The following is a 25,214-nucleotide window of genomic DNA, read 5'->3' as shown; positions in this document are numbered from 1 at the left end:
CAACGGGCAACGCGTTTGCAACACGGACACGATTATGGCGCTATATCGCGCCGGGTTCGCAACTCGGGGCGATCGGGGCTGCTGGCGCGCAACGCCCGCAGGTTTAGCGCTGCGCGATCGCCTACCGAAGGACTAGGGAGAAGCAATGGCAACGACGGTCATTTTGCGTTCCCGCGTGCGGACACGCCATGTACCTCAGCGCAGGCCGCCGCGGCGATGCGAGATCTTGCAGACGCCATAGGGCGCCGATAGGAACACTTGGCGCAGATGCGCCCCGTCTGCCGGCCGGCAGCTGGCAAAAACAATCCACCAGAGGACTATTAGCAATGGCAGGTAACAGGCGTACGTATTCAGACGTGAGGGCGCAAATCGAGACATTGCAGGCCGAGGCGGAGGCGTTGCGCGCTCAAGAGGTCGAGGCAGTGATTGCTGATGTGCGCGCGAAGGTGGCCGAGTTCGGCCTGACTGAGCAAGACGTGTTCGGGCGTAAGCGCATGTCCCGATCGAAAGGCGCCGGTACGGCGAAAGGCACGAGCGTTCCGAAGTATCAGGATCCGAAGACGGGAGCGACCTGGAGTGGAAAGGGCCGCGCGCCGTCGTGGATCGCCAACGCGAAGAATCGCGATCGATTCTTGATCGAACAGCCAGCGTGACGCGATCGCGCTCTCAGCAGAGCACCTCACCGGGCCCGTAACTCGAGAGGGTATTCGGGCCCGGGCCGCCAGGTGCCTCATTTCTGTTGGGCTGTTCAGTTCACCAGGAAATCTGCCTCTTCCAGTGTCGAGGCCCATGCCTCCCAGGCTGCGCGCAGACGCGTGGCGGAAATCAGCTGGTCGAATCCGAGCCGCTCTGCGACGAGATCGTCGCTCTCGCCGTGCTCGAAGAGGCACGCTGCGTAGCTGTTGCGCAGCGTTTGGGGGCTGATCCTTGGCCTGATGCGTTGGCCGCCTGGTGAAGCAGTCGATTCTCCCTTGTCACGATCCATGGACCCTGTTGCGGTGATGGCGGCCGCATGGATCGCTCGTACCCCGCGCAGACTGGTGGCTTTATGCATGGGACGCCCCATGGCATCTGCAGGAAAGGCGAGATGGCCGCGCGTTCCGGCGGCCGCGCGTACGTTCAGCCATGTCTCCAGAATCGTCCGGAGGAGTACGGCTGACGGTCCGGCCGCCGTGGTCAGCGGAATCCGGCGCGCATAGTGAGGATCCGCAGCATCGATCAGCAGCCAGCCTTCCTCGAACATCATGCAACTAACCGTCAATGATAAAGCCTCGCCAACCTTCAAGCCCGCATGGAGGTAGGCCGCGATCATTGCCACATCCCGCATCCGCCGAAAATCCTCTTCCGTGATAGCCGGCATGGCTTCCACCGCCATGCCGGGACCGCCAGATGTACTTTGCGAATTTGCACGTGCAATTTCTCCCATTTGCACCGGTGCAAATTGCACGTGCAAATCGTTTCTCCATCCCGAAATGCGCTTGTGAATCAGCGAGTCGATCGCCTCACGCTCGACCTCCGTGAGAAACGCCGTATTCCTGTTCGGCCGCGCCGAGCGCCATGCAGACGTCGACCGGATGCCCACGAGTCGCGCGGCGTTCGGGACAGAGGGCGGGGGAGTGTCGGACACGGCCGGGGCGGCCGAACGTGTGGCGACCACATGCTGTGCACGCCGAAAATCCAGCACTCGCTCGATGATGTGGAGATAGCGCACCTGGTGCGGACGGTTTCCCGGCCGCTCGGCCAGGAACAACTCGATATCGCCAGGCGACGCATCGGACAGGCGAATATTCCGTCGGGCAAGGTGCTGGATGAACCGGTTCCACATGGTTCGATAAACCCGGGCGGATCCGGGCCGGAAGCCGACGGCGACCAGCCAGGCATCGAAGCAACCGAGCGGATCCAGATCCCAGTCTGGAAGCGTCGGCGCGAACAGGGGCAGCGTTTCCCCAGCCTGGGCAGCTGGGGCTCGGCGGGATCCAACGGACGGGCGTGGAGGGGGCATCGCATGCTGATGGTTAGTTGCACGCGTCCTAGTATAGGACACCAGCAGGCAAACGGCCGCGGCAGGGCACGGAAATCGACCAAAAGCGCAGCATCATTATGTTGCGTGCGTCCGTCTTATGCAATATAAATGAGACATCGGGAAATATTGCATGAACGCACCCGGATGGTGCCTGCGAGGTCAAGATGAGCCTGTTCGAACTGACAACCCATGCCGAGCGCGGCTATTCGCCGCGCACGCGGCACAACGCGCGCGTGGCGGATCTCACTGCAGCTTTCGCCTTCGATTTTGAGACCCGCGGCGAGTTGCTCACGCACCTGTGCGCGGGTCCAAGCTACGTTGCGCTTCCGTTGACGGTTCCGCCGATCGAGGCGGCCCGCCAGCTGTTTCGTGCCCTGCGCGCGCGCAACGCTCGTGTGCTCAACGTGGCCGGCAACAGCCTGCCGACTCTGCTGAAGCACGGTGTCGATCAGGACGCTGCCAACGCATACGTTTTCGAAACGATCTCGATCGTTACGCGTCACTGGCGTCTCATGCGTATCGTTTCGGGCGGCCAGACTGGCATCGACGTTGCCGGTGGTGTGGCCGCGCTCGCGCTGGGCATCGACGCCGTGCTGACTTTCCCGCCGGGATTTCTGCAGCGCGCCGCAGACGGCCACGACCACACCCACACGGAAGAGGAAGTGCTGGCCAGTTTTGCACAGATGACGCGCACGCTGGCCGACACGTTCCGCACGCAGGATGCGCCGGCGCCGTGCGCCGAGGTGGAGAGCCACGAGCACGCCGAAATGGCCTGCGCCTGCGCATAAGTTGCTGGGAGGTGATCATGCTCGATCCGATTCTCTGCACCGCGCGCGGGCGCGTGGTCGACCCCGATGTGCCGTCGGCCGCCTTCACGCTGTTGGCCGTTACGTTGGGCGTTGTGTGCGCGCCGTTCGAGCACAAGCTGCTGCGCCGTGTGCGCGTCGCCTTGGGCCCGCAGCGCGCGATCGTGGTCGATCGCGCCTCGCTCGTGCTGGGTGTCCTGATGCTGCGCGTGCTGACGCTGATTCTGTTCCCGATCAGCGTGCCACTCTTGTTTTTCCTCGCGCGACACGAGCAACGTCGCGCACATGCGCGCCGCGCAGAGATGCGTGACGAGCTGGACCGACAGCTCGGGCTGCAATGACGCGGCCGCGCTGACCCAGCCGGCATGGCATGGGAGCAGGGCGGCAGAGCGCTGCCTGTCCCTAGCCATCGGCCCGCCGTTGCTTTTCAAGGCACTTCTCCACCCCACGCCCCTCTGACCTCGAGGCCACCATGGTGCACTACAATTTGGTTGACCAAGTCGCCGGCGCCGCTGTACGCGGTGCTGTCTATCACGCGGAAAAGCCGCTGTTCCACGGTCTCGGCTTGATCGGTTCGATCATGATGGCCATCGTCATCATCGCCGTGGTGTATTGCGGCAAGAAGGTGTTCGAGAACCGGCGGCGTTGACGCGCGCGGGCCGCCCCATGCCAGTTCTTGCGGCGGTCAATGTCGTTAGATCTTGCTCCCTGCGGTACTCCCCCTTCACCCCGAGAGAGACTCACTCGCCTGTATGGAAATCGCCACTGAAAGGATCACGTCGATCGAGACGGCGCAAGGCCTGCGTCTGTTCGAAGACGAAACCGAGGCGGCTCGCCGCGCTGCGATCGACGCCCTTCACGCTGCCACGGCGATCTACACCGCCAGTCCCGTAGTCGATCAGCTGCTCGACCGACTCGACTGGCCGCAGGAGGGCCTCCGCCTGGTGGATCCCAGTTGCGGAGATGGCATGTTCATCGCCCGTGCCCTGGATCGTCTCTTGACGTCGCGGCCTGCGGGGTTTCTGCCTGGCAATCTCATCGAAGGATGGGAGATCCACCCGAATGCATGCATCGAAGCAAGGAGCCGTGTTGCGGCCGTGTTTGCGCAGCACGGTCATGCGCCCGGGAAAGCGGCGGCGCTCGCTCAACAGATGATCATCAACCGAGATTTTCTCACTGACGGTCCGACGCATAGCGTCTGGGATATCGTGGCCGGCAACCCGCCGTACCTTCGCGCAGCAAACGTACCCTCGCTCCTCCGCGAGCAATACGACGCGACCGTGCCCGATTGCGCCAAAGCCGATCTCCTCTACAGCTTTCTCGAGCGCTGCAGCCGCACCATCCGTCCGAATGGACGAATTGGTCTCGTGACGGCCGACAGGTGGTTGTTCAATGCCGGTGCCGGCCGGCTTCGTGAGACGTTGGGGGCACGGGTCGCGCTCTCGCACGTCGAGCGCCTGGACGTAACGACGGCATTCTATCGGCCGAAGCATCGTAGAGCTGGTTCTCCGCCGCGCATTCATCCAGTGTCGATTGTCCTTCAAGAGGGGACAGAGAACGGACAGCAAATTTCCAAGGATCCAATCTATCCCGGCGCGGATCTCTCGAGCTACGCGGGCTTGCCAACGCTAGGCGAGTTCGCGCAGGTACGCATCGCTCCGTGGCTCGGCACGCACGGGGTCTTCGTAGTGGACCAAATAACGGCGAGTCGTCTGCCGAGTGAGTATCTCGTCCCAGCAATCGACACCGACGACATCGTCGACGGGAAGCTCGGAACACCAACCCGGTGGGCAATCCGAACGTCCCCATACGAGGAGCCGCCGCCGGCGATCCTGGAACATCTGGAGGCAAACCTTCATCGGATGGCTGCACGCGGTCGTCAGGGCAAGCGCTGGATGCCGCCGGAATCCTTCCACAGGATGGATCTGTCGCAACCGTCGCTGATCGTGCCGCGCATCGCGAAATCGCCCAAAGCGATCCGCGTGCCGGCGGGCGTGCTGCCCATCAACCACAATCTCAGCATTGTGGCGGGTAGCGTCGAACAGCTGAGACTCGTCGAAGAAGCCCTCGCTTCGCCCCTCGCGGCGTTCTGGATGGCCGACCATGCACCACGGTTGGAGAACGGTTATTTCTCGCTCACGACCACCATGCTGCGAAAGCTCCCGATGGCGAATACGTGAGTGGAGCAGGAAAGTGTGACTGGGTCACCTAAACCGCAGCAATCTCCGGAGAACAAGGTGGATAACCAAGAAACGGCGAACCTACTCGTCAAAAACGCTGCGGGCCAGATCCTCATGGATGGCAATGAGGGTCCATATTTTGGCGAGGCAGACATGACGCTCGTGGCCGCGGTGCACTTCGATCAGGAAGCGGCATGTCATGTCATCGACCGCCTGGTTGAACGTGGTGTCGACGGCGGGCCATTCTCCACGATCTCTGTGAAGGACTTCAAAGCGGTGCTCTTTGATCGACTCGCCCATCAGGACGCCCAGCACATTTCCGAAGCCGACGCTGTGCACGCACGCGTCGACGGCAAGAACGAGGAATCCGGCTCAGACGAAGCGGGACTCCGCGAAGGCATGGGGGGCTGATCTTGCGCACTATCGACTCCACGGCGAACCGCGGCGATCGCATCTCCGCTTGCTCCGTGCCGATCAGCGGCATCCGGCCTGCAGAGGCTTAGATGGACGTTGCCCCGGATGTTTCAATGGCCGATCCCGCTACTGAGTCGGACACCATGCGAGCGTTCGTCGAACGGTACTTCGGCACAGACGAGGCCTTCGGTGTGACGTTCATCGCCGACGATGGGACGTGCTACACGCCATCCGAAAGCGACTCGCTTTACGCGCGCCGCGGCGACGCATGTCCGGCGCTGTCGGCGCAGTTCCCCGATGGCTCGATAACGAACTGCACAGGGTATGCAATGCGGATCTATCGAGCGCTGCCAGATCGCGCGCAGATCTACGGCTTTGAGAACTGCGACAACCCGACCTCGCGCGTGGCGCGCGAGGAAATTCACCCGGGCGGCCACGATTTCGCGGTGATCGACGAGCGCTATATCGTCGACCCGTGGGTCCGGCTCGTACCCGGCGCATGCAGCCAGATCTGCTTCGACCTGGCAGACCCAGTCGATGCAGCCTTCGCGCTGGACCTGTACGGCCCGCGCGCCTGCTGGACGCGCAACGAAGCGGCCGAGCGATTCAGCCGCACGTTGGATCCCGGTGGGTGGCACGGAGCAAGCGGAGATGCGATCGCCGCGGATGACGGGGATTCGCAACTCGATCACCCGCACGTGTAAGGAATCGCTAAGAAAGCAGGACATCAGGGCAACCGTCACCGAATCCAGGGGAGAAAAATCATACCGGACATGAATCAACCTCGTGCCCACGCCAAGGCAACATTCCTCGCCGGCCTGTCGGACACCAAGCGCGAATTCTTGAAGGACGCGGAGGCGGCCGGGTACTCCATCACCTACGGCGACACCTGCGTTGACGTCGTCAAACGGACGAATCACACTCCGCCGCGCATCCTGCGCGGGCTCCGGATGTGGGCGACTGGCACGGCCTTCGACGTGAAACTCGACTTGAGCGCAGCGAGAGCGATACGGTCGGTCGATGAGATGCGCACGTTTCTGGGTGTCACGCCTCGCGAAGCGCATCTCGCGCGCTTCGCGCCTCCCCGAGATTGGCAGCCGTCGTTTTCGCGGTATCGGGACGAGGGCTGGTACGTGCACGGCGTGCGCTACCCGGGTGGCGCGATCGGGTGCGTCAGCAACAAGTTCCCGGACGGTCGGTGGCGTATCCTGTGCGATCATCGCCGCGGCGTCGACCTGGACGACGCGCAGGATTTCACGTATCCGTCCCGGGAAGCGGCCGCGCGAGCTGAGTACGCCTTGGCTGCGGCGCAAACAAACGCCCTTGCGCAGAGTGAAGCGACGCGGGCCACGTTGAATCACCCTGAAGCTCGAAGCGAGTCTGGCGAGGCGGCAAGCGTGGCGTCGTCTGAAATGCATCTCCAGGAATTTGACGTGCGCTTCGAGGATGTCGGCTATACCTCCATCGACCTGTCGGCATGCGAACTCTCGGCCGAAGAGGCCGCCGGCTTCACGGAAGTCGTGGCAGCCGAAGGCCAGCTGCCGCGGAACGTGGTGGGAGCAGTTCGGGGCTACATCGCTGAAGACGACGCCCAGAATCCGGACGATCGCAAAGTCTTCGTCAGTGTCACGCTGCGCGTGCGCGCGCACGATGAAGTTGCGGCGGAAAGCTTCCCGCCGCTCGGAGATCTACTGTCGAAGCTGGCGGACATGATGGCCGTGGATGTCGACGGCCGCGTCGCGCTTGACCTCGAGGGCAACTGGGAGGTTATGGAGGTGTCGGCGCCGGAAGACGCCGAGAACGAAGCTGCGTCACCTGCCCCGCGGATGTAATCATGGGCATCCGTTTTTCGTGGTTGATATCAACCACGAAATGCGGTTTTACTTTCGGCAACTTGTAACCGGTGGTGGCCAGATTGGATTTGAATAACATGAATGCACCCATGAATTCCTCACCGATCAAACTAATAGAGATATACGACACGGACGCCGATCACGAAGTCGGCGGGCAAGACTTGCCGTATCTGGTGACGGCAAGCTACGACGGCGACTATCAGGCCGCCGTCGACCTGATTCACGGCGACAAGTCTTTGGTCGCCTTCAACGTTCAACCCGCTGTTGAGCGGTGCAAGCTCCCCGGCCACGTGGAGTTTTGCACGTTCGAATCCCGAGCCACCATCTACCGATTCTTTGGCGTGCCTCGCCCGCTATCGCCGGACCAGGCACTCGCGCGGCGCTACTGGCAGAGCACCTACGCGCGCACGGTTGGCGAGCTACGCGCGGCACTCGCTAACCTCCCCGATGACTTCCCGCTGATTCACACCGGGTACGACGAGCACCGCGAGGCCAAGAATCAGCTCGGCGTCCATGTCACGACGAACGAATGGGAGTGGACTACTCCCGAGCATCCGGCCTACGGCCGATACTCAGGATGGGCGATGCGAATCGGCGTGGTTGACCTCTATCACTGGAATCAGATCGCTTCCGGTTCGTGGACGGACAAGCGGCACGCCGATATCGAGTAGACGTCCAGAAATCGGAAAGACAAGGTGACGTCTCAACTGCCCTGTCCGAATGTTGATATCAACCGCGAAAAACGAATACCCGTAATCACTCACGCATTTGGTGGCGTCGTCAGAAATTAGTACCGTGGCGCCGAGTCTTCATTGAGTCCGGAATGCTCGGCGGCCAAGCTTCTCTCGGCCTGGTACTCGTCGAACCATTCACGAAGGTTCTGGGGTATCTCGACATTGCGCATGGTACGCGTGATTGCGACGTAGAGCAGGTTGATCTCTTCGGGATCGTAGCCTTTCTCCTCGTCGGGCGGCAGTTCGATGAAATCTTCCGTCAGGACCGTCTGCTGCCACTCAAGGCCCTTGGCCTTGTGGGCGGTCGACACAGTGATCTGCGCGCGCTCCTCGGGCACCTCGGCCGCCTTCAACGCAGCATAGATGGCCGGAATGTCCCCAGTGTATTCCTTGACCACGCGCACAAGCGCCTTCGATTCCGGATCGTCGGCCTCCTCGCTGTACTCTGTGAGTGCATTGAATGACGTGAAGCGCTGGATCGACCCATCTCGGATCGAATCGGTGTCGCCGGCCCAAAGCCGATAGGCATCCAGAACCTTGTCGAAGAAATAGTTGCCGAACCCGCCGACGTAGTGGATTGCGTTCACGGGTTGCGGACCCGTGACGAGTACGGCCAACTCGCCGAACAGCGTACTGTTGGTGCGCGACAAGATCGCATAATGCTTCGCGCGGTCCACCTTCCAGCCGATTGGAGCATCAGCGAGGCCGTGCAGCACGTTCTTTTCCTGCTTGTAGGTCTGCAGCAGCGCCGTGGCGATCTCGGCTATGGCTTCCGGATATCGAAAGGACTGTGTGAGAGGGGCACGCTCATCAGCCGGCACCGACTCCATCGCGTTGACTGCCTTGCGAAACCCGTAAATGCCCTGGTGGCGATCGCCGACGAACACCAGCTGAGCATGTTCCCGTTGCGCGAGGATCAGATCGAGCGTAACGGGATTGGTGTCCTGCGCCTCCTCGAGGAGAAGGATGTCGTACGGCAGGCGTGGTTTGGTGAGTGCCCAAAGCTTCAGGTAGCCATCATGCGGCATCTTGACGGGGGAATTGACGTCGGCCATGCCTGCCCAGACCACTTTCGCAAGCTCAAGCGTGGCCGCGCGCTGCATCGGATCGGAAATGTCGTCACTGACATGTGCATCGTCCATCTGCCCGTCGACCGACGTCAGCCAGTTGTTGATGGTGTCGAGTGCATGCTTGGACAGGCGCACGCCCGACTTTGTCTGGGCGCTGATGTCGTAGGCGGACGGGTTGCCAAGCTTGTGCGAATACGCCCGGCCGACCTTGGCGAAGGCAAGCGAGTGCGTAGTGCGGCACTCGACGTTGCTCGGGTACCGCATTTTCGCGGCCTCGGCGATCGATCGGTTGAAGCAAACGAGCAGAATGCGCTTCGCCGGCCGGGCGAGGGAGTACGCCTCGAGTGTGCTCGATTTGCCCGTGCCGGCACCGGCGTCTACCGCAAGGATCCGGGCGTTCGAATCGACGACGCGCTGTTGTTCGGCGGTGCACCGGATCGCGGTGGTTCGCCGCGCTTGACCGAGAATGCTCGTTCGCATGGCAGTCCCCAAAAAAAGAGAGCGGAGACCAATTATGTTGCACGCTTAAATATCATGCAATATAAATTGCCGCGCCGGAACTGACGTCTGTTGCACGCCCACTGGCCGTATCGGTAGGATGATTCATAACAAAACAGCAAGATTTCATACCGACCCATGAAGAACAACAAGAACATCAGCCGCCCTTCTCCACGCTCAAGTCACTCGCTGGCCGCGACGCTCGTTGCGGCCTTGACCGCGGCCCTTTGCACGGGCTGCGCAAGCGTCAAGGATGCTGGCTCGAATCCGCCGGCACTTCCGGCAAATCAGACGGCGGACACGGCGAACGTGTCGCCGGCGCAATACAAGGCCGGGACGCCCCAAGCGGTGCTGTTCGAGACACTGAACGCCATGCGCGTGCAGTGTGGATTCCCCGCCTACACGGAGAATCTGGCGCTCGACGCGGCGGCTCAGGCGCATTCCGCCTACATGGTCGTCAATGACGGCACCGTGGTGGATAGCGAGGTGCCGCTGGCGAAGGGCTTTGTCGGTGCGACGTATGCCGAACGCGCCGCGAAGTATGGCTTCCCGTCTGGCTCGGTCGGAGTCGGTGGGGTGGCGAATTCGTACATGCGCAGCACGGAACTGACGGACGAGCAGTACGGGCAGGCCGTGCTGGCGGGATGGGTGTCGGGCGTCTACCACGCCTTTGTCGTCGCTTCACCCTTGACGCAAATTGGTATTGGCTGGGGGAAGATCACCCTCGGCGCCTACCCTAAAGTGCTCTCCGACCTGACCGTCTCGAATCTTCAACCGATCGCCGGCGACCTGCCGCTGACCTTCCCCTGCGAAGGATCGACAGGCGTTCCCCACACTGGCTTCGGTGAAACTCCGACGCCGCCAGGCACCGAAGGCGCCTGGGGATCGCCGATCGCCCTGTCAGGCAGTCCGTGGGACGTGCTTCGTCTTACGACCGGCACGATGACTGACGCGAGTGGCCGCGTCGTGGAACTCGAGCTGCTGGATTCGTCGACCGACGTGAACCACGAGGTGGAGCCGTACGCGGCGGTCGCGTACCCGAGCAAGCCGCTGATGCCGCTGTCGTCATACACGGCGACGATCGCCGGCACGGTCAACGGCAAGCCGTTTACGCGGCACTTCACCTTCCATACGGGAGCATGAGCGAAAACTTGAAGTCGGGAGAGGCGGTCCCGCCAATTGACGCAAGGACGAAAAATGGAACAGGTCGAGTTTGCCAGGCTGGGCGACACCATCGAGACCGAGGTTCGGCACCCCCGACGCGAAGTGATACGCGTGCAGTTGCTCACCCCTGAGTCGTGTGCGTATGCTAACGACTTGCTCATGGATAAGAGCAGCGGTTGGCGATTGGTGCCCACGAAAAATTGATTGACGTCGGGAAACGATTGCCGCGCGGCGTGCTGTGGTGATCAGCGGGTCCGCGATGTACTGCGAAGTGTGATGAGAACGGCGGAAAACAGAGCGCCACTAACACCACGGAAAACGCCGGCCACGCCGGCACAAGGAAAAGTTGTCATGCCGAGCAAACGAGTCTACGAAGTCCAGGCAGGCGAAAGATTGTTCTACGTCCGTATTTCGTCCGAGCCGAACGGATACTCCGCGCGAATAAGCGAGGTGTTTCATGGCGTGGCCCCGAATGAGCGATGCGTGCCTGCTGCGCTTTATGTGCCTCCACGTCTTGAGGTCGATCCCGGCGCGCTTTATCGTGATCGACAGCACTACCGAGTCGAATTGATCAAGCTGGTTAATGCCGAGCTGGCCGCATGGCGTGTAAAGAAAGTTTCCGCCGCAGAGGTCCACTTGAACACCGATGCATACATCCGCGCGAATCTGGCTGGGTGGCCGGATGGCTATCCGAACAGTGCTGACGATGACATGTCTGATTGGGACCATACCTGGCCCGGCGATAGTGCGTATCCTGTGCATGTCGATCGCGAGTAACAGGAAAAGCATTTTTTAACGAGGAACAAGATGAGGTAAGTAGCTTTGACGGTAGCGCTCGCGAGCATGATGGTGGCGGCCAATGCGCAACAAGTGAACGGCTTTCGGGTTGGCGACTACATCGCGTGCGATGCACATAGTGCAGACGCTATCAATATGGCGAAGGAGGCTGTTCGCGATCATCGTCCCGTGGAGGACATCGTGAACCGACGCTTTGCGCATCCGCAAATGATCGACGTCAAGCTTTCGTTGATGGCCGAGGACATGATTGTCCACGGTGACTACCTTCGAAGCGGAAGCGAGCAGAAGATGCAGGGCTTCCTCGCCGGGATGTGCTACGAGACCGGCACGCGATAACCGACAGTACATAGGAAAAGTAGATGACTCTGCACGTCTATGCCCAGGAGCACGAGCACGATGACGCGTATATCGTCGGGACGCGAGAGGATCTTGTGGCTTTGCGTAATGCGATCGACAAGGCGCTCGCGGCCAAGGCAGAGCATCGTTCATCGGACAGTTTGCTGGCAGCGTGTGCGGCCGACGGTGAGTGCTACGACCTGTATGTGAAGGTGGTGCCGGAGTCGGTCCAATATCAGCTGCTACGGCCCTATGCGTTGCTAAGGGAAGAACCAGACGAAGGACACCACCAGCCTTGCTTGGTTCCTACCGAGTGAGTGGAACGCACGATGCCGGCTCAACACGCCCCGCATACATCAGGACGCGCCTCAACATCAAGACGAATGGGCCGGAAGATCGGTTTGGATTTTCGACGGGGAGTGAGATGAAGCAAGTAGCTTTGCTGCTCGCACTGACGAGCTTGATCGGCGTGAGTCACGCCGAAGAGACCTGCGTAGTCAAGAGGGTTCGTTTGCCGGTCGTCGAGGTCAACGATTTGCACCAGGAAATGGATCTGCCTGAAACAACCACGACATGCACGGATGGCAGGTGTGAGTCGCATGTCGTCAAGATCAACCACTTTGCGACCGAGCCGCAGTATCAGATCGTTCTTGAGTACAAGGGCGACACCTTCTCCTACGAGTCGAGCGAAGCACCCGAAGGCAACACCGTTCTCGCGCAGGTTCAGGAGTGCGGCAAGAAGCATCGGCCGCGCGCAGTAAAGCCGGCCGTCTGACGCCACGGAAAACTCGACGATTCGAAGAGTCGTCGAGGATGCTCGCTAGGACGCCTTTTGCGGGGGCGCCGTGACCACGGAGAACGCCGAGACGATCGCTTCGATTGGCCGGTTGTCGTAGCGGTCCGTGGTCTGGGAACTCGCGTGCCTGGCCTGCTTCTGCACAAAGCGTCGATCGACGAGTCCTGAATCAAGCGTGAGTGTGATGCCCGTGTGTCGCATCCAGTGCGTTGACGCGCGCTTGAGCGATTCCGCATGCTCTGGGTGGCGTTCGGCCGCGCGCGTGAAGAGAACCTTGAAGATCAGGTACATGGCTGACGGGCTCATCGGTTTCGTCACGCCGTCCGAAATCCGCGGCCGCATCGACAGGATGGCCGGGGATTCGTCGCCCGTTGTTGGGAAGTCCGACAGGCCGTGATAGCGGCGATACGCGATCAGCTCGGTTATAAGCGGCGGCGGAACAGAGATCTCTGCGCGTGTGCCTCCCTTGCCGACTACCCAGAGCGTCCACCGGCCTGGCGCCGATGGCAGTCGGCGGAAGTCGGCCATCAGCAGCTTGGCCAATTCATGCGAGCGCAGGTAGGTGTAGTACGCCAACATGAACATCCAACGGCAGCGCACGCGGTGTTGCTCGTCCTCCAATGACTCGATCGTCTCCAGCACGGCGTGCCACTGTTCGACGGTCAGCGCGCGCTCACGCGGGCGCGTGACGTCGTCGGACCGTTTGCGCCGGCGAGTAAAGAACGGATTCAGCTCGAGAATCGGCCTGCCATGCTCGTCTGGCGTGCGGCGCAGGGACTCGTAGAGACCAGACAGGATCGTCGTCGCCTGGGCAACAGACGACCCTTGCAGCGGCTTTTTCCAGGGGGATCCAGTCAGGCCATAGCGCACGCACAGAGCGGGCGGGATCGGATATGGCTGCTCGAGGAATTGTCGGTAGGCGACCGCCTCCTCTCCACTGGCCTCACGTAGGCGCACGAAGTGCCCGCGGCGATGCTGAAGCCAGACCAAAAAACGGATCGCCTCCCGATAGTACGACTTGCGGGTGTGTTCCGAGTCTACATCCGCCTGGTTGATCCAGGTCAGGATATGCCGGATGTCAGGGTGAACGAGTTCGGTCAGCTCTTGCCGGTCCGGCGCATGCACGCGCGCGATCCCCGAGGATGCACGTTCCCTGGAAGGCTGTTCCGTATCGGCAAGGGCGTTGGACTTGTTCGACATGCTCGACAGTTTAGCGGGTGGTCCAGAAATGGCAACCGGGCAGGGGAGGGCAGAGATCCGGACCACGTCGCCAAATCTTCCTAATGCCCGTCGAAAAGCTGCCGGGCAATACGTCATGCGAAGCTCCGAAGCGCTGCGGCCATCCGGCCACAGCTCATCCAAAAGGAACTGACCATGTCCCAAACCCACGCAAACGTTATCCCCCAGCCGAGCCCGGTTCTGACCGCATCGATGGTGCCCACGCTGCGGCCCGGCGCGCCCCTACCGGGGCGCCGCGTCGAGCGATTGCCGTTTGCTGTGCGTGTCGTCAGCGACGACGACAGCCTGAAGCGCGCCCTTCAGATGCGCCAGTCCGCTTACCAGCGCCACGTCCCGGAATTTGCCCGCACGATGGATCAGCCGGAGACCTACGACAGCGCCCCCGGCGGCCTGATCTTGCTCGCTGAATCGAAGCTCTCCGGGCGCCCGGTCGGTACGATGAGACTTCAGTCCAACCGCTTCCAGCCGTTATCCCTTGAGCAGTCGGTAGAATTGCCCGATTGGGTGTCCGGGCGGCTGATCGGGGCGACGCGACTCGGCGTGGAGGGCGGCGAGCCGGGCCGGATGGTACGCCAAGCGCTATTCAAGGCGTTCTATCTCTACTGCCTGCAAGAACAGATCGACTGGATGGTGGTCGCGGCGCGCACCCCACTTGACCGGATCTATGCGGGGCTGCTGTTTTGTGATGTCTTTGGCGAGAAGGAGTTCCGGCCACTCGCCCATGCACAGAACATCCCACACCGCGTCATGGCATTCCAGCCGGGTAGTGCGGAGGCGCTTTGGCGCGGCGCACGGCACTCGCTTTACTCGTTCATGATGCTGACACATCACCCGGACATCGATCTGAATGCGGCACCGTCCCTGGACTGGCCAGGCACGGTGCCAGCCGCGCTCGGGGAGAGGGGCGTTGCAATGCACGCAGGTCCTGCCTGGGCTACGCGCTGACCGACGCGTGGAAGGGGTGAACGCCAGCGCTGTATCTCGCCAAGATTGGTTGGTAATGCATCGGTAGGTCGTACAATGGCGCGCACGGAGATACAGTGCTAGAAATGCCGCGACACGCACACGGGCCACGGGTCAGGGCACAGCCGCCCTGACCCGTGGCCCGTGATGCGATTCATGTGGGTCCGTGCGACGTGAATGGGCGCTGGAAACCGGTCCAAGGAAATCAACGAATGATAAAGCTACGGTACGCACAGCTTTCCATCGCAGGCGGCGGCGTCGACCGAACTGCGTCGACGATCGAGACTCTTTCTTTCCTGTTTTCTTATTACGCGGTCCCGGTCGCGATCGGCTTGCTGTCCCTGCTCGTGCTGGTGAATCCCGGCGCCCCTGCCGACGTACCTGTTGGCACGCCAGTGGCGCTGCGCGTGCTTGCCGATCCGGCTGGCAGTCTGGACGCCTCAACCGCCGCATCTGCGCTGAAACGCACGCGTCTGATCGACCAATTTGACACGCGGCTTAGCGAAACTCCGTTCTGGTTTGCTGCAAGTGTACCGACTCACGCGGTCGGCGCCGCGCAGACCTCCGCGGTTGGTACACCCGCACCGCGCGTCGTCCTGCAATTCCCTTCTCGTCACATCCAGCAGATCGCCTGCTACGACGGCAACAACCTCGAGCCGCTGGGCCAGGTTTCGGTCCAGCGCGCGCTATCCGGCGATATGGAACGCTCGGGCAACGGTGTCTCGCTCATGCTCGGTGCGCGTAACGAAGCGTTGTGCCGTGCCGTCTTCAGCGGTCCCGCTGCGATCAGCGCAACCTACCTGTCGGGTACCGAACAAAAGATAGCCAACGATACCTTCTACCGCCGTGCCGGTCTACTCGAAGGCGGCCTTGCCACGCTGGCCGTGTTCGTGCTGGTCGCTGCGTTCATCAACCGTGACTGGGTGTACGTACTTTTCGCGGCATGGCTCTTTGGCAATCTCCGACTCGGCGCCATCTCGATGGGCTGGGACACATTGTGGCTCGGCGCGCCCATTCCCTTTAGCTGGGTCTCCCTGGTACGCAAGATCACCGTGCCGGTCTACTACATCCTGACCTGCACCCTCTTTGCCACCTTGTTTCGCCACGACCTGCCGCGCATCGGCTATCAGTGGCTCTTTCGCACGGTGCTAGGGCTTGGCTTCGTGCTGCTCGCCGCATCGATCGCACTACCGGTGCCGATGTACTTGCCGCTCATGTGGGTTACGGCGAGCTTCGCGATCGGCGTGGTGGTATTCATGCTCGTCCGATTGTTGATCTTCGCCCCGTCACGCACGGCTATGTGGTATGGGGCAGCGCTCGCGGTGACGCTGCTTTCGAGCCTCTCGGAAGTCGCGGCCGCAGCATTCAAGACACGATTTCTGATTCTCGGTTTGAACAATGTGACCGCCGCGCTCATCTCGAGTTTGATGGCAGCGTTCGCGATCGCCGAGCAGATCCGATCAGAGCGCCAACAGCGCGCGCACATGCAGGCAGAGTTGAATCGAACTTACGCGCTCACGCCAGTCGGACTCTTCACGCTAAACGCCGACGGCAGCTTTGCGCGTTTCAACCCAGCGCTTGAAGTCATGCTCGGGATGCGTGCCAGCGCTCCGCACCACCATTGGGACGATTACTTCACGCCGGGAAGCTGGAAGTCCCTCTATGACGAGGCGCTGGTAAGCGGCGCCGTCGAGCGCGAGCTGACCCGGGATATCACGCCGCTTGGGGGCGAGACAACCGACGAGGGTCAATCAGAGCCGACCGGCACCACGCGTTGTCACTATCTCGTGCGTGCCGCTCATGCCGGCACCCAGCTCGAAGGCTTCGTCCAGGACGTCACGGAGCGCCAGCGAGCCGTGCAAACGCTGCGCTATCTTGCCGAGCACGACCCGCTCACGGGGGCGCTTAACCGACGCGGGATTGAGCGCGAGATGCAGGACATCACGGCACAGGCTGCGCTAACTGGCGAACAGCGCATCATCGGCTACGTGGACCTGGATCGCTTCAAGCTCATCAATGACTTGTACGGGCACCACATTGGTGACGAAGTATTGCGCCAGGTACGGCAGCGCATGGAGGGCGAACTCGCTCCGGCCGACCGGGTCGGCCGCATTGGTGGCGACGAGTTCGTCATTCTGTTCGGCCCCTCATCACTCGAAGACGCGGCAATGGTCGCGCAGAAGATCGTCGAAACCATTGGCGGCGCACCCTACCGGATCGGCACGCGTGCATTCCAGGTCCGGGCGTCGATAGGCGTCATCGAATCACCACCTCATCTGCGCGCCGAAGAAGCGATCTCCATGGCGGATGCCGCGTGCCGCGAAGCGAAACGTAATGGTAACGGCCGCGTCGTCATGTATCAGAGCAATGCGACGATATTCGGTGAGCGTGCGCGCGACTTGAGTCTGATCGAAACGTTCAGCGGCGACTTGCCAAGCGAGGGGCTCTTCCTTGCAATGCAGCCGATCATGTCGATGGAAGCGCCATACGATGCGCTCGACTTCGAGGTATTGCTGCGTATGCGAGCGCCGGACGGTAGCATGATTCCACCCGCTCGTGTCATCGCGGCCGCGGAAGCGAATGGCACGATCTCCGCGCTCGATCAGTGGGTGATCAGAACGACACTCGAGTGGATCGATTGCCATCGTGCGAAGCTGACACGCACACACTTCATTTCGATCAATGTGAGCGGCGCGTCGCTAAACGACGAGCGCTTCGTTTCCGAGATTGGCGCGCTTTTCCGTCGCTATCAGCACGTGGTGCCAATGCTCTGCATGGAGATCACCGAAGGCGTCGCGCTGCATGATCTGGACAATACCCGGCGGCTGGTCGACAGTCTCCAGCGGCTCGGTGCGCGCGTCGCACTCGATGATTTCGGCTCCGGCTACACCTCGTTTCCGTATCTCCGCGACCTACCGGCGGATGCACTGAAGATCGACGGCGGATTCGTGCGTGACATCCATAATCTGTCTGCCAACGCGGCCATCGTCGAAGCAGCCATCGGACTGGCGCGCAATCTCGGCATGCAGAGCATCGCGGAATGGGTGGAAGATGCAACCACCCTCGAAGTGCTGCAGAACATGCGCGTCGACTTCGTGCAAGGCTTCGGCATCGCGCGCCCCCAAACGCCCGAGACGATCCTTGCCGCGACCTCGGCAGCGGATTTTATCGAGGATCCCGCGATATTGGCTTTGATCGGGCCGCGAGACATCGATCAGCCTGACTACGAAAGCCTTCCGGACCAATTGCACTAGTGATACGCCTGAACCTCGGTTGTTTGTGAGGGAGATCCGAGTTTGGTCTCGCTCGCGCGCAGCAATAGCAAAGAAAACAAAGGAGTTCTGTTGTGAAGAGTCTGATTGGCATCTTGGACTACACCCATACGCGTTTCGATACGCGTGGCGGGACACATCTTGGCCGCATGATTGCCGGCCCCGATTGGGACCGGTCGAATCGCGACGGGATGGATCTGATGCTTGAGGAAACGCGCGATGGGCGGTGGTTCTTGGCCGACTTTCATCGCTACCCGGAGTACGCGCGGTTTCCAGACGTGTTCGATGGAACGGAAGCCAGCAACCCAACGCTGCATAAGACCCGGCGACAGGCACTGGAGCGCGCTTTGCGAATTGCGTCAGATCTACGACCCGATCTCACGCATAGTTTGCTTCGCGAGGCGATTGACGCCGAACAGGATGCGACTTCGTTGCGCCGGCCTGACGGAGCGATCGTCATCTCGTGGGCAGATTATGCGAAGAAGGTCAGCGCATCGGCCGATTGAAATGCAAAGGCGACGAGATCAAGGCGTCGCTGTTCTGAATTCCCATGGTCGTTTGATGCCCTGACGGGTCGATAGCGGTCACGGCTCCCGCTAGGTTCTATGCCTCTTCGCCGGGCCACCAAGGTTTCGCGGCTCGGTCGACCAGACAGTCTTTGAGCACCTTCCCATCGAGCCATTTCGGGCGTGGGCCACGGCCGGTCCACGAATTGCCCGAGGACGGGTCGTAGTATTGCGCCGGCGCCCGCTGCTTGCGCGACTTCCCGAAGCCGGCCGCACGCAGCAGTTCGTCTACTGGGCCGCTGACTCCCTTCAATCGTACGTGACGAAGCTCTACCACGATGCCGGGCTGAAGGGGGCATCGTCCCACTCGCGTCGGCATTCCTTCGCGTCGAGGCTGATCTATCGGGGCGCAACGGTCCAGGACGTGAGCCTGCTGCTTGGTCATGCCTCGACCGACGATTCGCTCCGCTATATCGAGCCCTCTCCGGCCATCATGCGCCAAGCGTGCGAGGAGGTGATCTGACCGTATCGGTCGGTGCCGGCAGTGGGCTCTTCGCGCGCTCGACGGCGCAGGAAATCCGCCCTACAATCCACTCATTGAGTGTCGACTGGGCAGCACATGACGGGCGACCAGATACCGCTGCTGGAGATGCAATCGTGGCGGTGCGGCCGGATCCATGAACTCACGCAACATCAAGGAAGACAGGGTGGCAAAGGGTAAGCCTCTATCCCAGGGGGATTTTCTTAGGGACGCGATGACGCGTCTGGGCATGAAGACTGTCGATGAGTTCGCGGAGCGTCTCGGCACGCCGAAGCGCACGCTGGAAAACTGGCTGGCATCGCCGGATTCTTCGTCCTATCGGTCCATGCCGGAGATCGCGTGGAGGTTCGTTCGCGAGATCCTCCAGAATTTCCGTGAACAGGCTTGACGCCACTCATTGAGTGGTTATACTGAATGCACTCAATGAGTGGTTTAGGATTTTCCCCGGGAAGCCGATATCACTCAGTAACGGTGCATCAACGCTGGAAAAGACCGTGCGAAATGAAGCGTTGCTGATCAACGGTAGCCTACTCAATTCCTTCACGCGTCCGTTGCGCGACGCGTTATCGAGAAGCGGCAATAAGCCGATCCTGGTACGGATGCGCAATGGGTCCTGGTGCGAGGTGATTTATCTCGCGGCCGACGCAAAAGAAGGGCATCCGTACAAATGGAAGCGCAACGAACTTGCGCGCTGAATGGGAAAACAGCCATGGAAAAGCAATTCGTGCTGCTGGACGACGGCGAATTCTATATCGAGCGGAACTGCAACTACGACGCGGCGACCGCTAACGGGTTTCTTCAGCGTCGGTGCGCGATCGGGCGATCGACGCCAGGTGGGTACGAATGCATCGGCAGCTACGAGCGCAATGTTGTTGGCGAGTGGACTGCATCGATCAACGCGGCGTACGACGAAGGCGCCGATAGCGATAGCCGCGAACTCGGCAATTTCACGACGAATCTCGACGCTATCGCCGCGTTGTGGATGGCTCGCCGCGACGCGTGCTGCAAGCACTAGGAAAACAAGATGACCCTCGGAGCCATCACGATCCGCTGCCCGCATTGCGGGCGCCCGGCGCTGTCCAGCGCGAGGAAAGGGATGTGGTGCAGTCACTGCAAGAACGGAACAGTGAGATAGGAAAACAGGACAAAGTCGCAGCAGATAACAGTAAGGAAAACGGGGAGAAGGTTATGCCAGTGGTCAAAGCATCACGCAGTGGTAGATCCGAGCCGCGGGGCTTCGGTGAAGTTTTGTTCGTGCTCGGGGTCTGCGCTCTGATCGTGTTCGGCGTTTCCAAAGGCGTGAGTACCTTCAGTCGGTGGTCGGTGGACAGAGCGATCGATCGGAACGAGGCTGCCATTCAGTCGGGGAAGATCTCTGACGAATCAACGGTCGTACTTGTGGCGATGCCTGACAAGGGGTGGGCCTACTATAAATTCGGCCATGGCGCTTATGCGAAAGCGCTGCGTACGGCAGGTCTCGGCTGTCGATTCTATTATGACGGGACGCCGTACACCTTCGAGAAGCACAAGACGACCGATCCCATTCCGTTTGACTACTTTCGAGCAGGGTCGCGGGTTGTCGGTGAGTGCGACGGAAGCAAGTTCGGCGATGCCTTCGATCTTGCACGCGCGCAGCAGTAACCAAGGATAGGGAAAGCCATGGGCTTCTACAGAAAACCGAACATTATCGAAGTGGACGGCCGGTGCCACCACTGATTCGTAAGTGTTTTCCCATCGAGCGTCGAACGCCGTCCGACAAAGTTGTATAGTGGGTTTGCTGATTTGAAAAGGAATGCCGGCGAAAAGTAGACTGCAATTCGCCGGACGCCAGCCTGTTCATCTGAGTGAGGGTTCACCGTGAAGACCTTGATTCTTGCAGTTTCAGCCGTTTGTTTAGTGTACTTGTTCCTGCGCTGGAAAAAACGCAACCGTATCGCTGGCGCCGCTTTCAACGTACTTCTTGCTAAACACACGTTTTCAACGATGCCCCCAGACCAAAAGAAGACCGTTGAGCAACGCGCTGCGGAAATCCTCGTGGCCTCCGGCGCCCGCGGGCACGAATACTATGATGAAGTCGACAAGTATGGCTGGTATGCACTTGCGATGAACGAATTGGGCATCAATTCAGCAATCAAGGAGTACCCCGGCTGGAACAGGGTTCGAAACCCTATCCTCGCGATTTTCCCTGGAGACCCTGCTCTTTCGGCTGCTTCACTCGCCATTAAGGCGCGCTGGGGCGTGGACGTCAGTGTGAGTAGTGAGAACAAGCGGTATTCGGCATTAGCCAAATTCAAGCAGACCAATCCGTGATGGCTGCGAGCAGGGGGGGCGGAGCAGCGGAGCGTAATTCAACGAGGGTGATGAGCACACGCGCAAACGCCGAGGCGCTTTTGGCGTGGCTTCGCGATCGCGAAAGCGCGACGGCGGGCGAAATTGTCGAGTCCGGTCTAATGAAGTCGCGCACCGCTTCTGATGCGATCCAGTATGCCGTTCGGAGCGGCGCACTTGAGCGCGTCGTTCGGGCAGGCGCGATCGCTAAAGAGCAGATGCGGTATCGCGCGACCGGCGTTGCGTTGCCGGTGCCTCGAACGCATGTCGTGCTTCCCTCGTTCGACGGCCTCCTTGAAGCGTGGGGTATTGCGCGCGAGCCTGTAGCGCTGCCGGCGACGGATTCGCGTAGGTACCAGATTTCGGACTATGAGTAGGAAAACCTCGCGCCCTTGACAGACAGGACAGGACAACAATGTATAGGCAGCTATTCGTTGCGCTACTTGCGACAGCGTCTTCGCTCGCGTCCGCGCAGCAGCCACAACGTATTGACGACTGGAAGCAGATATCAAGCGTCACTACGACCTCGTCTCATGGCGAGAAGCTGGTGACGACCGAGTCCATCGTGCCTCTCTCGATTGAGCCACTTAGCGACGGGCTGGCGAACGCTAACTTAATGGTCCGCTACTTGGTCGACGGGCATGTCGATACATATGAGATTGGAAGGGCAGAGTTCGATTGCGAAAGACATCGACGTGGCTTCATTGACCTCGTTTCGTTCAATCCGAATGGCACTCCACGAGACTTCTCACATGGGGATATCGCTCGGTTCGGTGACTTCTGGCGCGTTGCCGACCGTGATATGTATGAGGTTGTTGGAGCGTCGCTAACAACGCTGGATTACGTCTGCCAGGCGGCGAAGCGGTCGAAGCAAGGATAGGACAGAAGATCATGAGCCACATCTGGAAGGCCTTAGGAGCGCTCCTTGTCACTGCGATGTGGCTTGCACCCGTCCCCTTTGCCATATTCTGGCTCCTGCCCTGGAGGCAAGTCGCCGAGATCGCTGCGATCGTCGTCGTCCAAATCATCGTGGCTTGCCGACTGCCGGAACCACTCCTACATCCCGGCTTTTTGATTGTGCCGCTGTTCGGCGTGATGTTCACATACGAAGTCCAGACGATGCAGTTGCACGACTGGTTGTTTCAGTCAGCGTTTGCTTGGGGACTTTCCGCGCTTGGGTGCGAATTTTTGAGGAACAGATTGGGGCAGGTCCGCGAACTGGACGAGTTTAAGCGGCATTCGAATTGACGAAGGAAAACGCGACCCCGGCAGGTACTATACAACTTTATTTTTTCCACTATACGACCTTATTTTTTCTCAACACAAACAACATGAAGACCAAGACCATTGTCGGGTTTCTCGCGTCACTAATGCTTGCCGGATGTGCGTCACCAGCGGTTTTTCGCGATCCTGTATCGGGACAGGTCGCGCAATGCAACGCTTCCACTCCAGGGATTTTCCCCATCATCGCGCAGCACGAAATAGACGACTGCGCCGCAGCTTATTCCCGGATGGGATGGCAACGGCAATAGGAGAACGCGCATGCGCGATCTATTCATCGTCCTTCTCCTGGCGTTGGTTTTCGTGCTCGGCAAGGCACTGGTACGGGTCGAAAACGAGCGGTATGCGCTTTGGCTCGGGATGTGCCCGAACATGGACCAGACGTTCAAATCTATGCAGGCCGGCGACGCCGATGCGTGGAAATGCACGAAGACAATCGAGACTCGGACGGCGTGGTGGTGGCACCTGTACTATGCCCTCGCGGATAAGAGCTAACGTAGCGGAAAACACGGGAATAGGGATGAACGAACCACGAGATACAACTGCATCTTCTCCATCCCAACGCCCCTGGGGGCGCGGGTTGTACTACGCTTGCCTTCGCTATCTTCGAGTGGTGCTGTGGCGTCAGGGTACTGCATCCAATGATGTGGTAGACAGCTTAGCCGCTGAACTTACTTCAATCGCAGAGGACCACGCGGAGTGGGCGATTGAGCAACGGGGTGAGTGGGAAGTCGTTTCTCGCGCCATCGACTACATGGCAGCGAAGCACGACGGCCCATGGCAGGGCAAAGCATCGTTTCAAAGTACGCTGAGTGTGTTGATGGAGTTGGCCGTGCCGAACGGAGGGCTCGACGAATCGGGGGCGGCATTCCTTAGCGACATCCAGCGCGGCGTGAATGAATCGTACCAGTCGGCACCGGTTGAAAAGTCGCAGCTCCGCGTAACCGACGAAGTTGCAGCAATGGTGAGGACCCTCACTGAGGCAGGCTGCGAATACGGGCTTGTGTCCGACTTGCTGGACCTCTGTGAAGAGATCTTTCACGGCGACGTGATGTCAGACGCGGATCGCTTCACCTTGCTCGTTGCCGCGACAGCCGCCCCCTTTGTCCGGCAAGAGCGGAAGGAGCGGAAGATCGACGCGAGTGGCGCGTAGGAAAACGAGCGATGCACGGAATAACTGGATTCATAGAAACGAGAGCGCACCTTGAGTGAAAGCAGAAAATACCGCAACATCACTATAGACATTGCCCGGGCACAGAGAGCGGGCGGCTTGATTTCTGATTTCATGTTGCAACGAATTGCCGGTGGATGGTGCATCCTCCTTGTAGAAATCGGCAAGACAGATTCCCTGTCAGTCGTGCTGCGGGAGTTTAGCGATGAGACGGCCGACAACGCGGCGACGTTTCCCACTGCGGACGAAGCGTTGACGACGATCTATAACATCGGCTTCGACGTCTCGCGCAATGCGATAGGACTTTGGCGGCCGGAACCCAAGCACATGGAACGGTTGCAAGCTAAAACCGTGACAGCGCTGGAACAGGCCGTCAATACGCTCAAGAAACGGGACCGCGGCTAGGAAATAAATTGGAAAACTGGCTTTGCTGCGCTCACACTCGCGCGCGCTGAACAGCAAGCGGCTTCGTTGCGCCGGCCGAGCGGAGCGCTCGTCGTCTCGTGGGCAGATTACGCGAAGAATGTCGGCTCATCGTCCGATTGAAATGGAAAGATGGGCGAACGAGGAGGGGATCAACATGCCACGCAGTATCTGCGATTCGCATAGCTATCGGATTGAGATGACAAAAATCGACATACTCGTTAGCGTACTGTCGGTCGTTTTGCTGATTGCTGCAGCGTGGTTCGCCAATTGGAAGGGGTTTTATCCTGCCTGGAAGGCTGCCAGGCTCGCCGTAAGCTTCTACTTCATCAGCTATATCGAGGCGGTGATCCACGAAGGTGGACATGTGTTCGCTGGAATGTGGTTCGGCGCGCCGGTCGATAAAGTCCGTTTCGGAGTGGGCCGGACAGTCCGCAACTTTTCCATCGCACGAATCAGCCAAGAGCCGATCACATTTTGCCTGCTTCCGTTGGGCGGGCGCGTGGACTTCGCACACCTGCCGATCTCTAGAACCGAGCGGATTTGGATGTACGCAGCGGGAATGGTGGCTGTGATGATTGCGGCCACGATCGCCTGGATCTTTATTCCCTCCACCTACGGTTGGCTCCGTATCGAAGCCGTGCTGGTGTTTTGCGGGCACAGTGCACTCAACGCTTTCTATAGTACGTCGCAGAAAGTGTGTGACGAAGAGGGCGTGTTCTCCGATGGCCAGGCGATTCGTGGCTTGTTGCGGTATAGCTGACACAGCGGCGGCGAACACGACGCAAACATCTCGCAAGTTTGGTGGTCACGGATAG

The 25,214-nt window shown here is 60.3% G+C and carries 33 protein-coding genes; 29 read left to right on the top strand and 4 right to left on the bottom strand.

Going from position 1 to position 25,214, the window contains the following annotated elements; genetic code table 11:
• The first annotated feature begins 326 nt into the window (after nt 1-326).
• Nucleotides 327-653, top strand: a complete 327-nt coding sequence (locus tag U4Z64_RS20455; RefSeq protein WP_321820879.1) for an H-NS histone family protein — start codon at nt 327-329, stop codon at nt 651-653.
• A 95-nt stretch (nt 654-748) separates the two neighbouring features.
• On the opposite strand, the gene U4Z64_RS20450 is transcribed toward U4Z64_RS20455, so the two are convergent.
• Entirely contained in the window at nt 749-1,825 is a 1,077-nt protein-coding gene (locus tag U4Z64_RS20450; protein WP_321820878.1) for a tyrosine-type recombinase/integrase, read from the bottom strand.
• Nucleotides 1,826-2,187: 362 nt separating this feature from the next.
• Between U4Z64_RS20450 and U4Z64_RS20445 the strand changes: the two genes are divergently transcribed.
• The 8 genes from U4Z64_RS20445 to U4Z64_RS20410 all read left to right on the top strand — a co-directional run bounded on the left by U4Z64_RS20445 (nt 2,188) and on the right by U4Z64_RS20410 (nt 7,947).
• A complete protein-coding gene (locus tag U4Z64_RS20445; RefSeq protein ID WP_321820877.1) occupies nt 2,188-2,811 on the top strand; it encodes a hypothetical protein in 624 nt (207 codons plus the stop codon).
• 17 nt (nt 2,812-2,828) lie between these two features.
• Complete coding sequence (locus U4Z64_RS20440; protein ID WP_321820876.1) at nt 2,829-3,170, top strand: hypothetical protein; 342 nt, start codon at nt 2,829-2,831, stop codon at nt 3,168-3,170.
• 131 nt (nt 3,171-3,301) lie between these two features.
• A complete protein-coding gene (locus tag U4Z64_RS20435) occupies nt 3,302-3,478 on the top strand; it encodes a hypothetical protein (protein ID WP_321820875.1) in 177 nt (58 codons plus the stop codon).
• Between the two features lie 103 nt (nt 3,479-3,581).
• Nucleotides 3,582-5,009 carry an Eco57I restriction-modification methylase domain-containing protein gene (locus U4Z64_RS20430; protein WP_321820874.1) on the top strand — a complete coding sequence of 476 codons (1,428 nt, stop codon included), beginning with the start codon at nt 3,582-3,584 and terminating at the stop codon, nt 5,007-5,009.
• 57 nt (nt 5,010-5,066) lie between these two features.
• Nucleotides 5,067-5,420, top strand: a complete 354-nt coding sequence (locus U4Z64_RS20425) for a hypothetical protein (RefSeq protein ID WP_321820873.1) — start codon at nt 5,067-5,069, stop codon at nt 5,418-5,420.
• Nucleotides 5,421-5,512: 92 nt separating this feature from the next.
• Complete coding sequence (locus U4Z64_RS20420; protein ID WP_321820872.1) at nt 5,513-6,127, top strand: hypothetical protein; 615 nt, start codon at nt 5,513-5,515, stop codon at nt 6,125-6,127.
• Between the two features lie 69 nt (nt 6,128-6,196).
• Entirely contained in the window at nt 6,197-7,255 is a 1,059-nt protein-coding gene (locus tag U4Z64_RS20415; protein WP_321820871.1) for a hypothetical protein, read from the top strand.
• Between the two features lie 98 nt (nt 7,256-7,353).
• Nucleotides 7,354-7,947, top strand: coding sequence for a hypothetical protein (locus U4Z64_RS20410; protein ID WP_321820870.1), 594 nt, complete (start codon nt 7,354-7,356; stop codon nt 7,945-7,947).
• A 116-nt stretch (nt 7,948-8,063) separates the two neighbouring features.
• Here the strand turns inward: U4Z64_RS20410 and U4Z64_RS20405 are convergent, their stop codons facing one another.
• On the bottom strand, nt 8,064-9,560 hold the full coding sequence (locus tag U4Z64_RS20405; protein WP_321820869.1) for a UvrD-helicase domain-containing protein: 1,497 nt from the start codon (nt 9,558-9,560) through the stop codon (nt 8,064-8,066).
• A gap of 156 nt (nt 9,561-9,716) precedes the next feature.
• Here U4Z64_RS20405 and U4Z64_RS20400 point away from each other — a divergent pair, with 156 nt between their 5' ends.
• The 5 genes from U4Z64_RS20400 to U4Z64_RS20380 all read left to right on the top strand — a co-directional run bounded on the left by U4Z64_RS20400 (nt 9,717) and on the right by U4Z64_RS20380 (nt 12,651).
• Nucleotides 9,717-10,721: a CAP domain-containing protein gene (locus tag U4Z64_RS20400; protein ID WP_321820868.1), complete on the top strand. Its 1,005-nt coding sequence runs from the start codon at nt 9,717-9,719 to the stop codon at nt 10,719-10,721.
• 372 nt (nt 10,722-11,093) lie between these two features.
• Nucleotides 11,094-11,519, top strand: coding sequence for a hypothetical protein (locus U4Z64_RS20395; RefSeq protein ID WP_321820867.1), 426 nt, complete (start codon nt 11,094-11,096; stop codon nt 11,517-11,519).
• 45 nt (nt 11,520-11,564) lie between these two features.
• Nucleotides 11,565-11,876, top strand: a complete 312-nt coding sequence (locus U4Z64_RS20390; protein WP_321820866.1) for a hypothetical protein — start codon at nt 11,565-11,567, stop codon at nt 11,874-11,876.
• Between the two features lie 23 nt (nt 11,877-11,899).
• Nucleotides 11,900-12,193 carry a hypothetical protein gene (locus tag U4Z64_RS20385; RefSeq protein ID WP_321820865.1) on the top strand — a complete coding sequence of 98 codons (294 nt, stop codon included), beginning with the start codon at nt 11,900-11,902 and terminating at the stop codon, nt 12,191-12,193.
• A 107-nt stretch (nt 12,194-12,300) separates the two neighbouring features.
• The gene (locus U4Z64_RS20380) at nt 12,301-12,651 is read left to right on the top strand and encodes a hypothetical protein (RefSeq protein ID WP_321820864.1); all 351 of its coding nucleotides are present in this window, start codon (nt 12,301-12,303) and stop codon (nt 12,649-12,651) included.
• Between the two features lie 45 nt (nt 12,652-12,696).
• Here the strand turns inward: U4Z64_RS20380 and U4Z64_RS20375 are convergent, their stop codons facing one another.
• Nucleotides 12,697-13,872, bottom strand: coding sequence for a site-specific integrase (locus U4Z64_RS20375; protein WP_321820863.1), 1,176 nt, complete (start codon nt 13,870-13,872; stop codon nt 12,697-12,699).
• A gap of 174 nt (nt 13,873-14,046) precedes the next feature.
• On the opposite strand from U4Z64_RS20375, the gene U4Z64_RS20370 reads away from it, so the two are divergent.
• The 3 genes from U4Z64_RS20370 to U4Z64_RS20360 all read left to right on the top strand — a co-directional run bounded on the left by U4Z64_RS20370 (nt 14,047) and on the right by U4Z64_RS20360 (nt 18,652).
• Nucleotides 14,047-14,856 (top strand): N-acyl amino acid synthase FeeM domain-containing protein, encoded by an 810-nt coding sequence (locus tag U4Z64_RS20370; protein ID WP_321820862.1) that lies wholly within the window; start codon nt 14,047-14,049, stop codon nt 14,854-14,856.
• Between the two features lie 230 nt (nt 14,857-15,086).
• Nucleotides 15,087-18,128, top strand: a complete 3,042-nt coding sequence (locus U4Z64_RS20365) for an EAL domain-containing protein (RefSeq protein WP_321820861.1) — start codon at nt 15,087-15,089, stop codon at nt 18,126-18,128.
• Between the two features lie 92 nt (nt 18,129-18,220).
• Nucleotides 18,221-18,652, top strand: a complete 432-nt coding sequence (locus U4Z64_RS20360; protein ID WP_321820860.1) for a hypothetical protein — start codon at nt 18,221-18,223, stop codon at nt 18,650-18,652.
• A gap of 97 nt (nt 18,653-18,749) precedes the next feature.
• Here U4Z64_RS20360 and U4Z64_RS20355 read toward each other — a convergent pair whose 3' ends face one another.
• Nucleotides 18,750-19,031 (bottom strand): H-NS family nucleoid-associated regulatory protein, encoded by a 282-nt coding sequence (locus U4Z64_RS20355; RefSeq protein WP_415750586.1) that lies wholly within the window; start codon nt 19,029-19,031, stop codon nt 18,750-18,752.
• Here U4Z64_RS20355 and U4Z64_RS20350 point away from each other — a divergent pair.
• The 12 genes from U4Z64_RS20350 to U4Z64_RS20295 all read left to right on the top strand — a co-directional run bounded on the left by U4Z64_RS20350 (nt 18,972) and on the right by U4Z64_RS20295 (nt 25,159).
• On the top strand, nt 18,972-19,175 hold the full coding sequence (locus U4Z64_RS20350; RefSeq protein ID WP_321820859.1) for a tyrosine-type recombinase/integrase: 204 nt from the start codon (nt 18,972-18,974) through the stop codon (nt 19,173-19,175). The genes U4Z64_RS20355 and U4Z64_RS20350 overlap by 60 nt on opposite strands.
• 154 nt (nt 19,176-19,329) lie before the next feature.
• Nucleotides 19,330-19,581, top strand: a complete 252-nt coding sequence (locus U4Z64_RS20345) for a transcriptional regulator (protein WP_321820858.1) — start codon at nt 19,330-19,332, stop codon at nt 19,579-19,581.
• Nucleotides 19,582-19,687: 106 nt separating this feature from the next.
• Entirely contained in the window at nt 19,688-19,888 is a 201-nt protein-coding gene (locus tag U4Z64_RS20340) for a hypothetical protein (RefSeq protein WP_321820857.1), read from the top strand.
• A 29-nt stretch (nt 19,889-19,917) separates the two neighbouring features.
• Nucleotides 19,918-20,208, top strand: coding sequence for a hypothetical protein (locus U4Z64_RS20335; protein WP_321820856.1), 291 nt, complete (start codon nt 19,918-19,920; stop codon nt 20,206-20,208).
• Between the two features lie 83 nt (nt 20,209-20,291).
• Complete coding sequence (locus tag U4Z64_RS20330; protein ID WP_321820855.1) at nt 20,292-20,834, top strand: hypothetical protein; 543 nt, start codon at nt 20,292-20,294, stop codon at nt 20,832-20,834.
• 216 nt (nt 20,835-21,050) lie between these two features.
• Nucleotides 21,051-21,503, top strand: a complete 453-nt coding sequence (locus U4Z64_RS20325; RefSeq protein WP_321820854.1) for a hypothetical protein — start codon at nt 21,051-21,053, stop codon at nt 21,501-21,503.
• Nucleotides 21,504-21,553: 50 nt separating this feature from the next.
• Nucleotides 21,554-21,898 carry a hypothetical protein gene (locus U4Z64_RS20320; RefSeq protein WP_321820853.1) on the top strand — a complete coding sequence of 115 codons (345 nt, stop codon included), beginning with the start codon at nt 21,554-21,556 and terminating at the stop codon, nt 21,896-21,898.
• Nucleotides 21,899-22,412: 514 nt separating this feature from the next.
• Complete coding sequence (locus U4Z64_RS20315; RefSeq protein WP_321820852.1) at nt 22,413-22,769, top strand: hypothetical protein; 357 nt, start codon at nt 22,413-22,415, stop codon at nt 22,767-22,769.
• A gap of 294 nt (nt 22,770-23,063) precedes the next feature.
• A complete protein-coding gene (locus U4Z64_RS20310) occupies nt 23,064-23,297 on the top strand; it encodes a hypothetical protein (RefSeq protein ID WP_321820851.1) in 234 nt (77 codons plus the stop codon).
• 25 nt (nt 23,298-23,322) lie between these two features.
• Nucleotides 23,323-23,955 (top strand): hypothetical protein, encoded by a 633-nt coding sequence (locus U4Z64_RS20305; RefSeq protein ID WP_321820850.1) that lies wholly within the window; start codon nt 23,323-23,325, stop codon nt 23,953-23,955.
• A 51-nt stretch (nt 23,956-24,006) separates the two neighbouring features.
• A complete protein-coding gene (locus U4Z64_RS20300) occupies nt 24,007-24,378 on the top strand; it encodes a hypothetical protein (RefSeq protein ID WP_321820849.1) in 372 nt (123 codons plus the stop codon).
• A 175-nt stretch (nt 24,379-24,553) separates the two neighbouring features.
• On the top strand, nt 24,554-25,159 hold the full coding sequence (locus U4Z64_RS20295; RefSeq protein ID WP_321820848.1) for a site-2 protease family protein: 606 nt from the start codon (nt 24,554-24,556) through the stop codon (nt 25,157-25,159).
• Nucleotides 25,160-25,214 lie beyond the last annotated feature (55 nt).

The sequence above is a fragment of the Burkholderia sp. BCC1996 genome, assembly GCF_905339955.1.
In the GTDB taxonomy this organism is placed as follows: domain Bacteria; phylum Pseudomonadota; class Gammaproteobacteria; order Burkholderiales; family Burkholderiaceae; genus Burkholderia.
The sequence above is the reverse complement of the archived record's forward strand: the minus strand, read 5'-3'. Positions and strand labels throughout refer to the sequence as shown.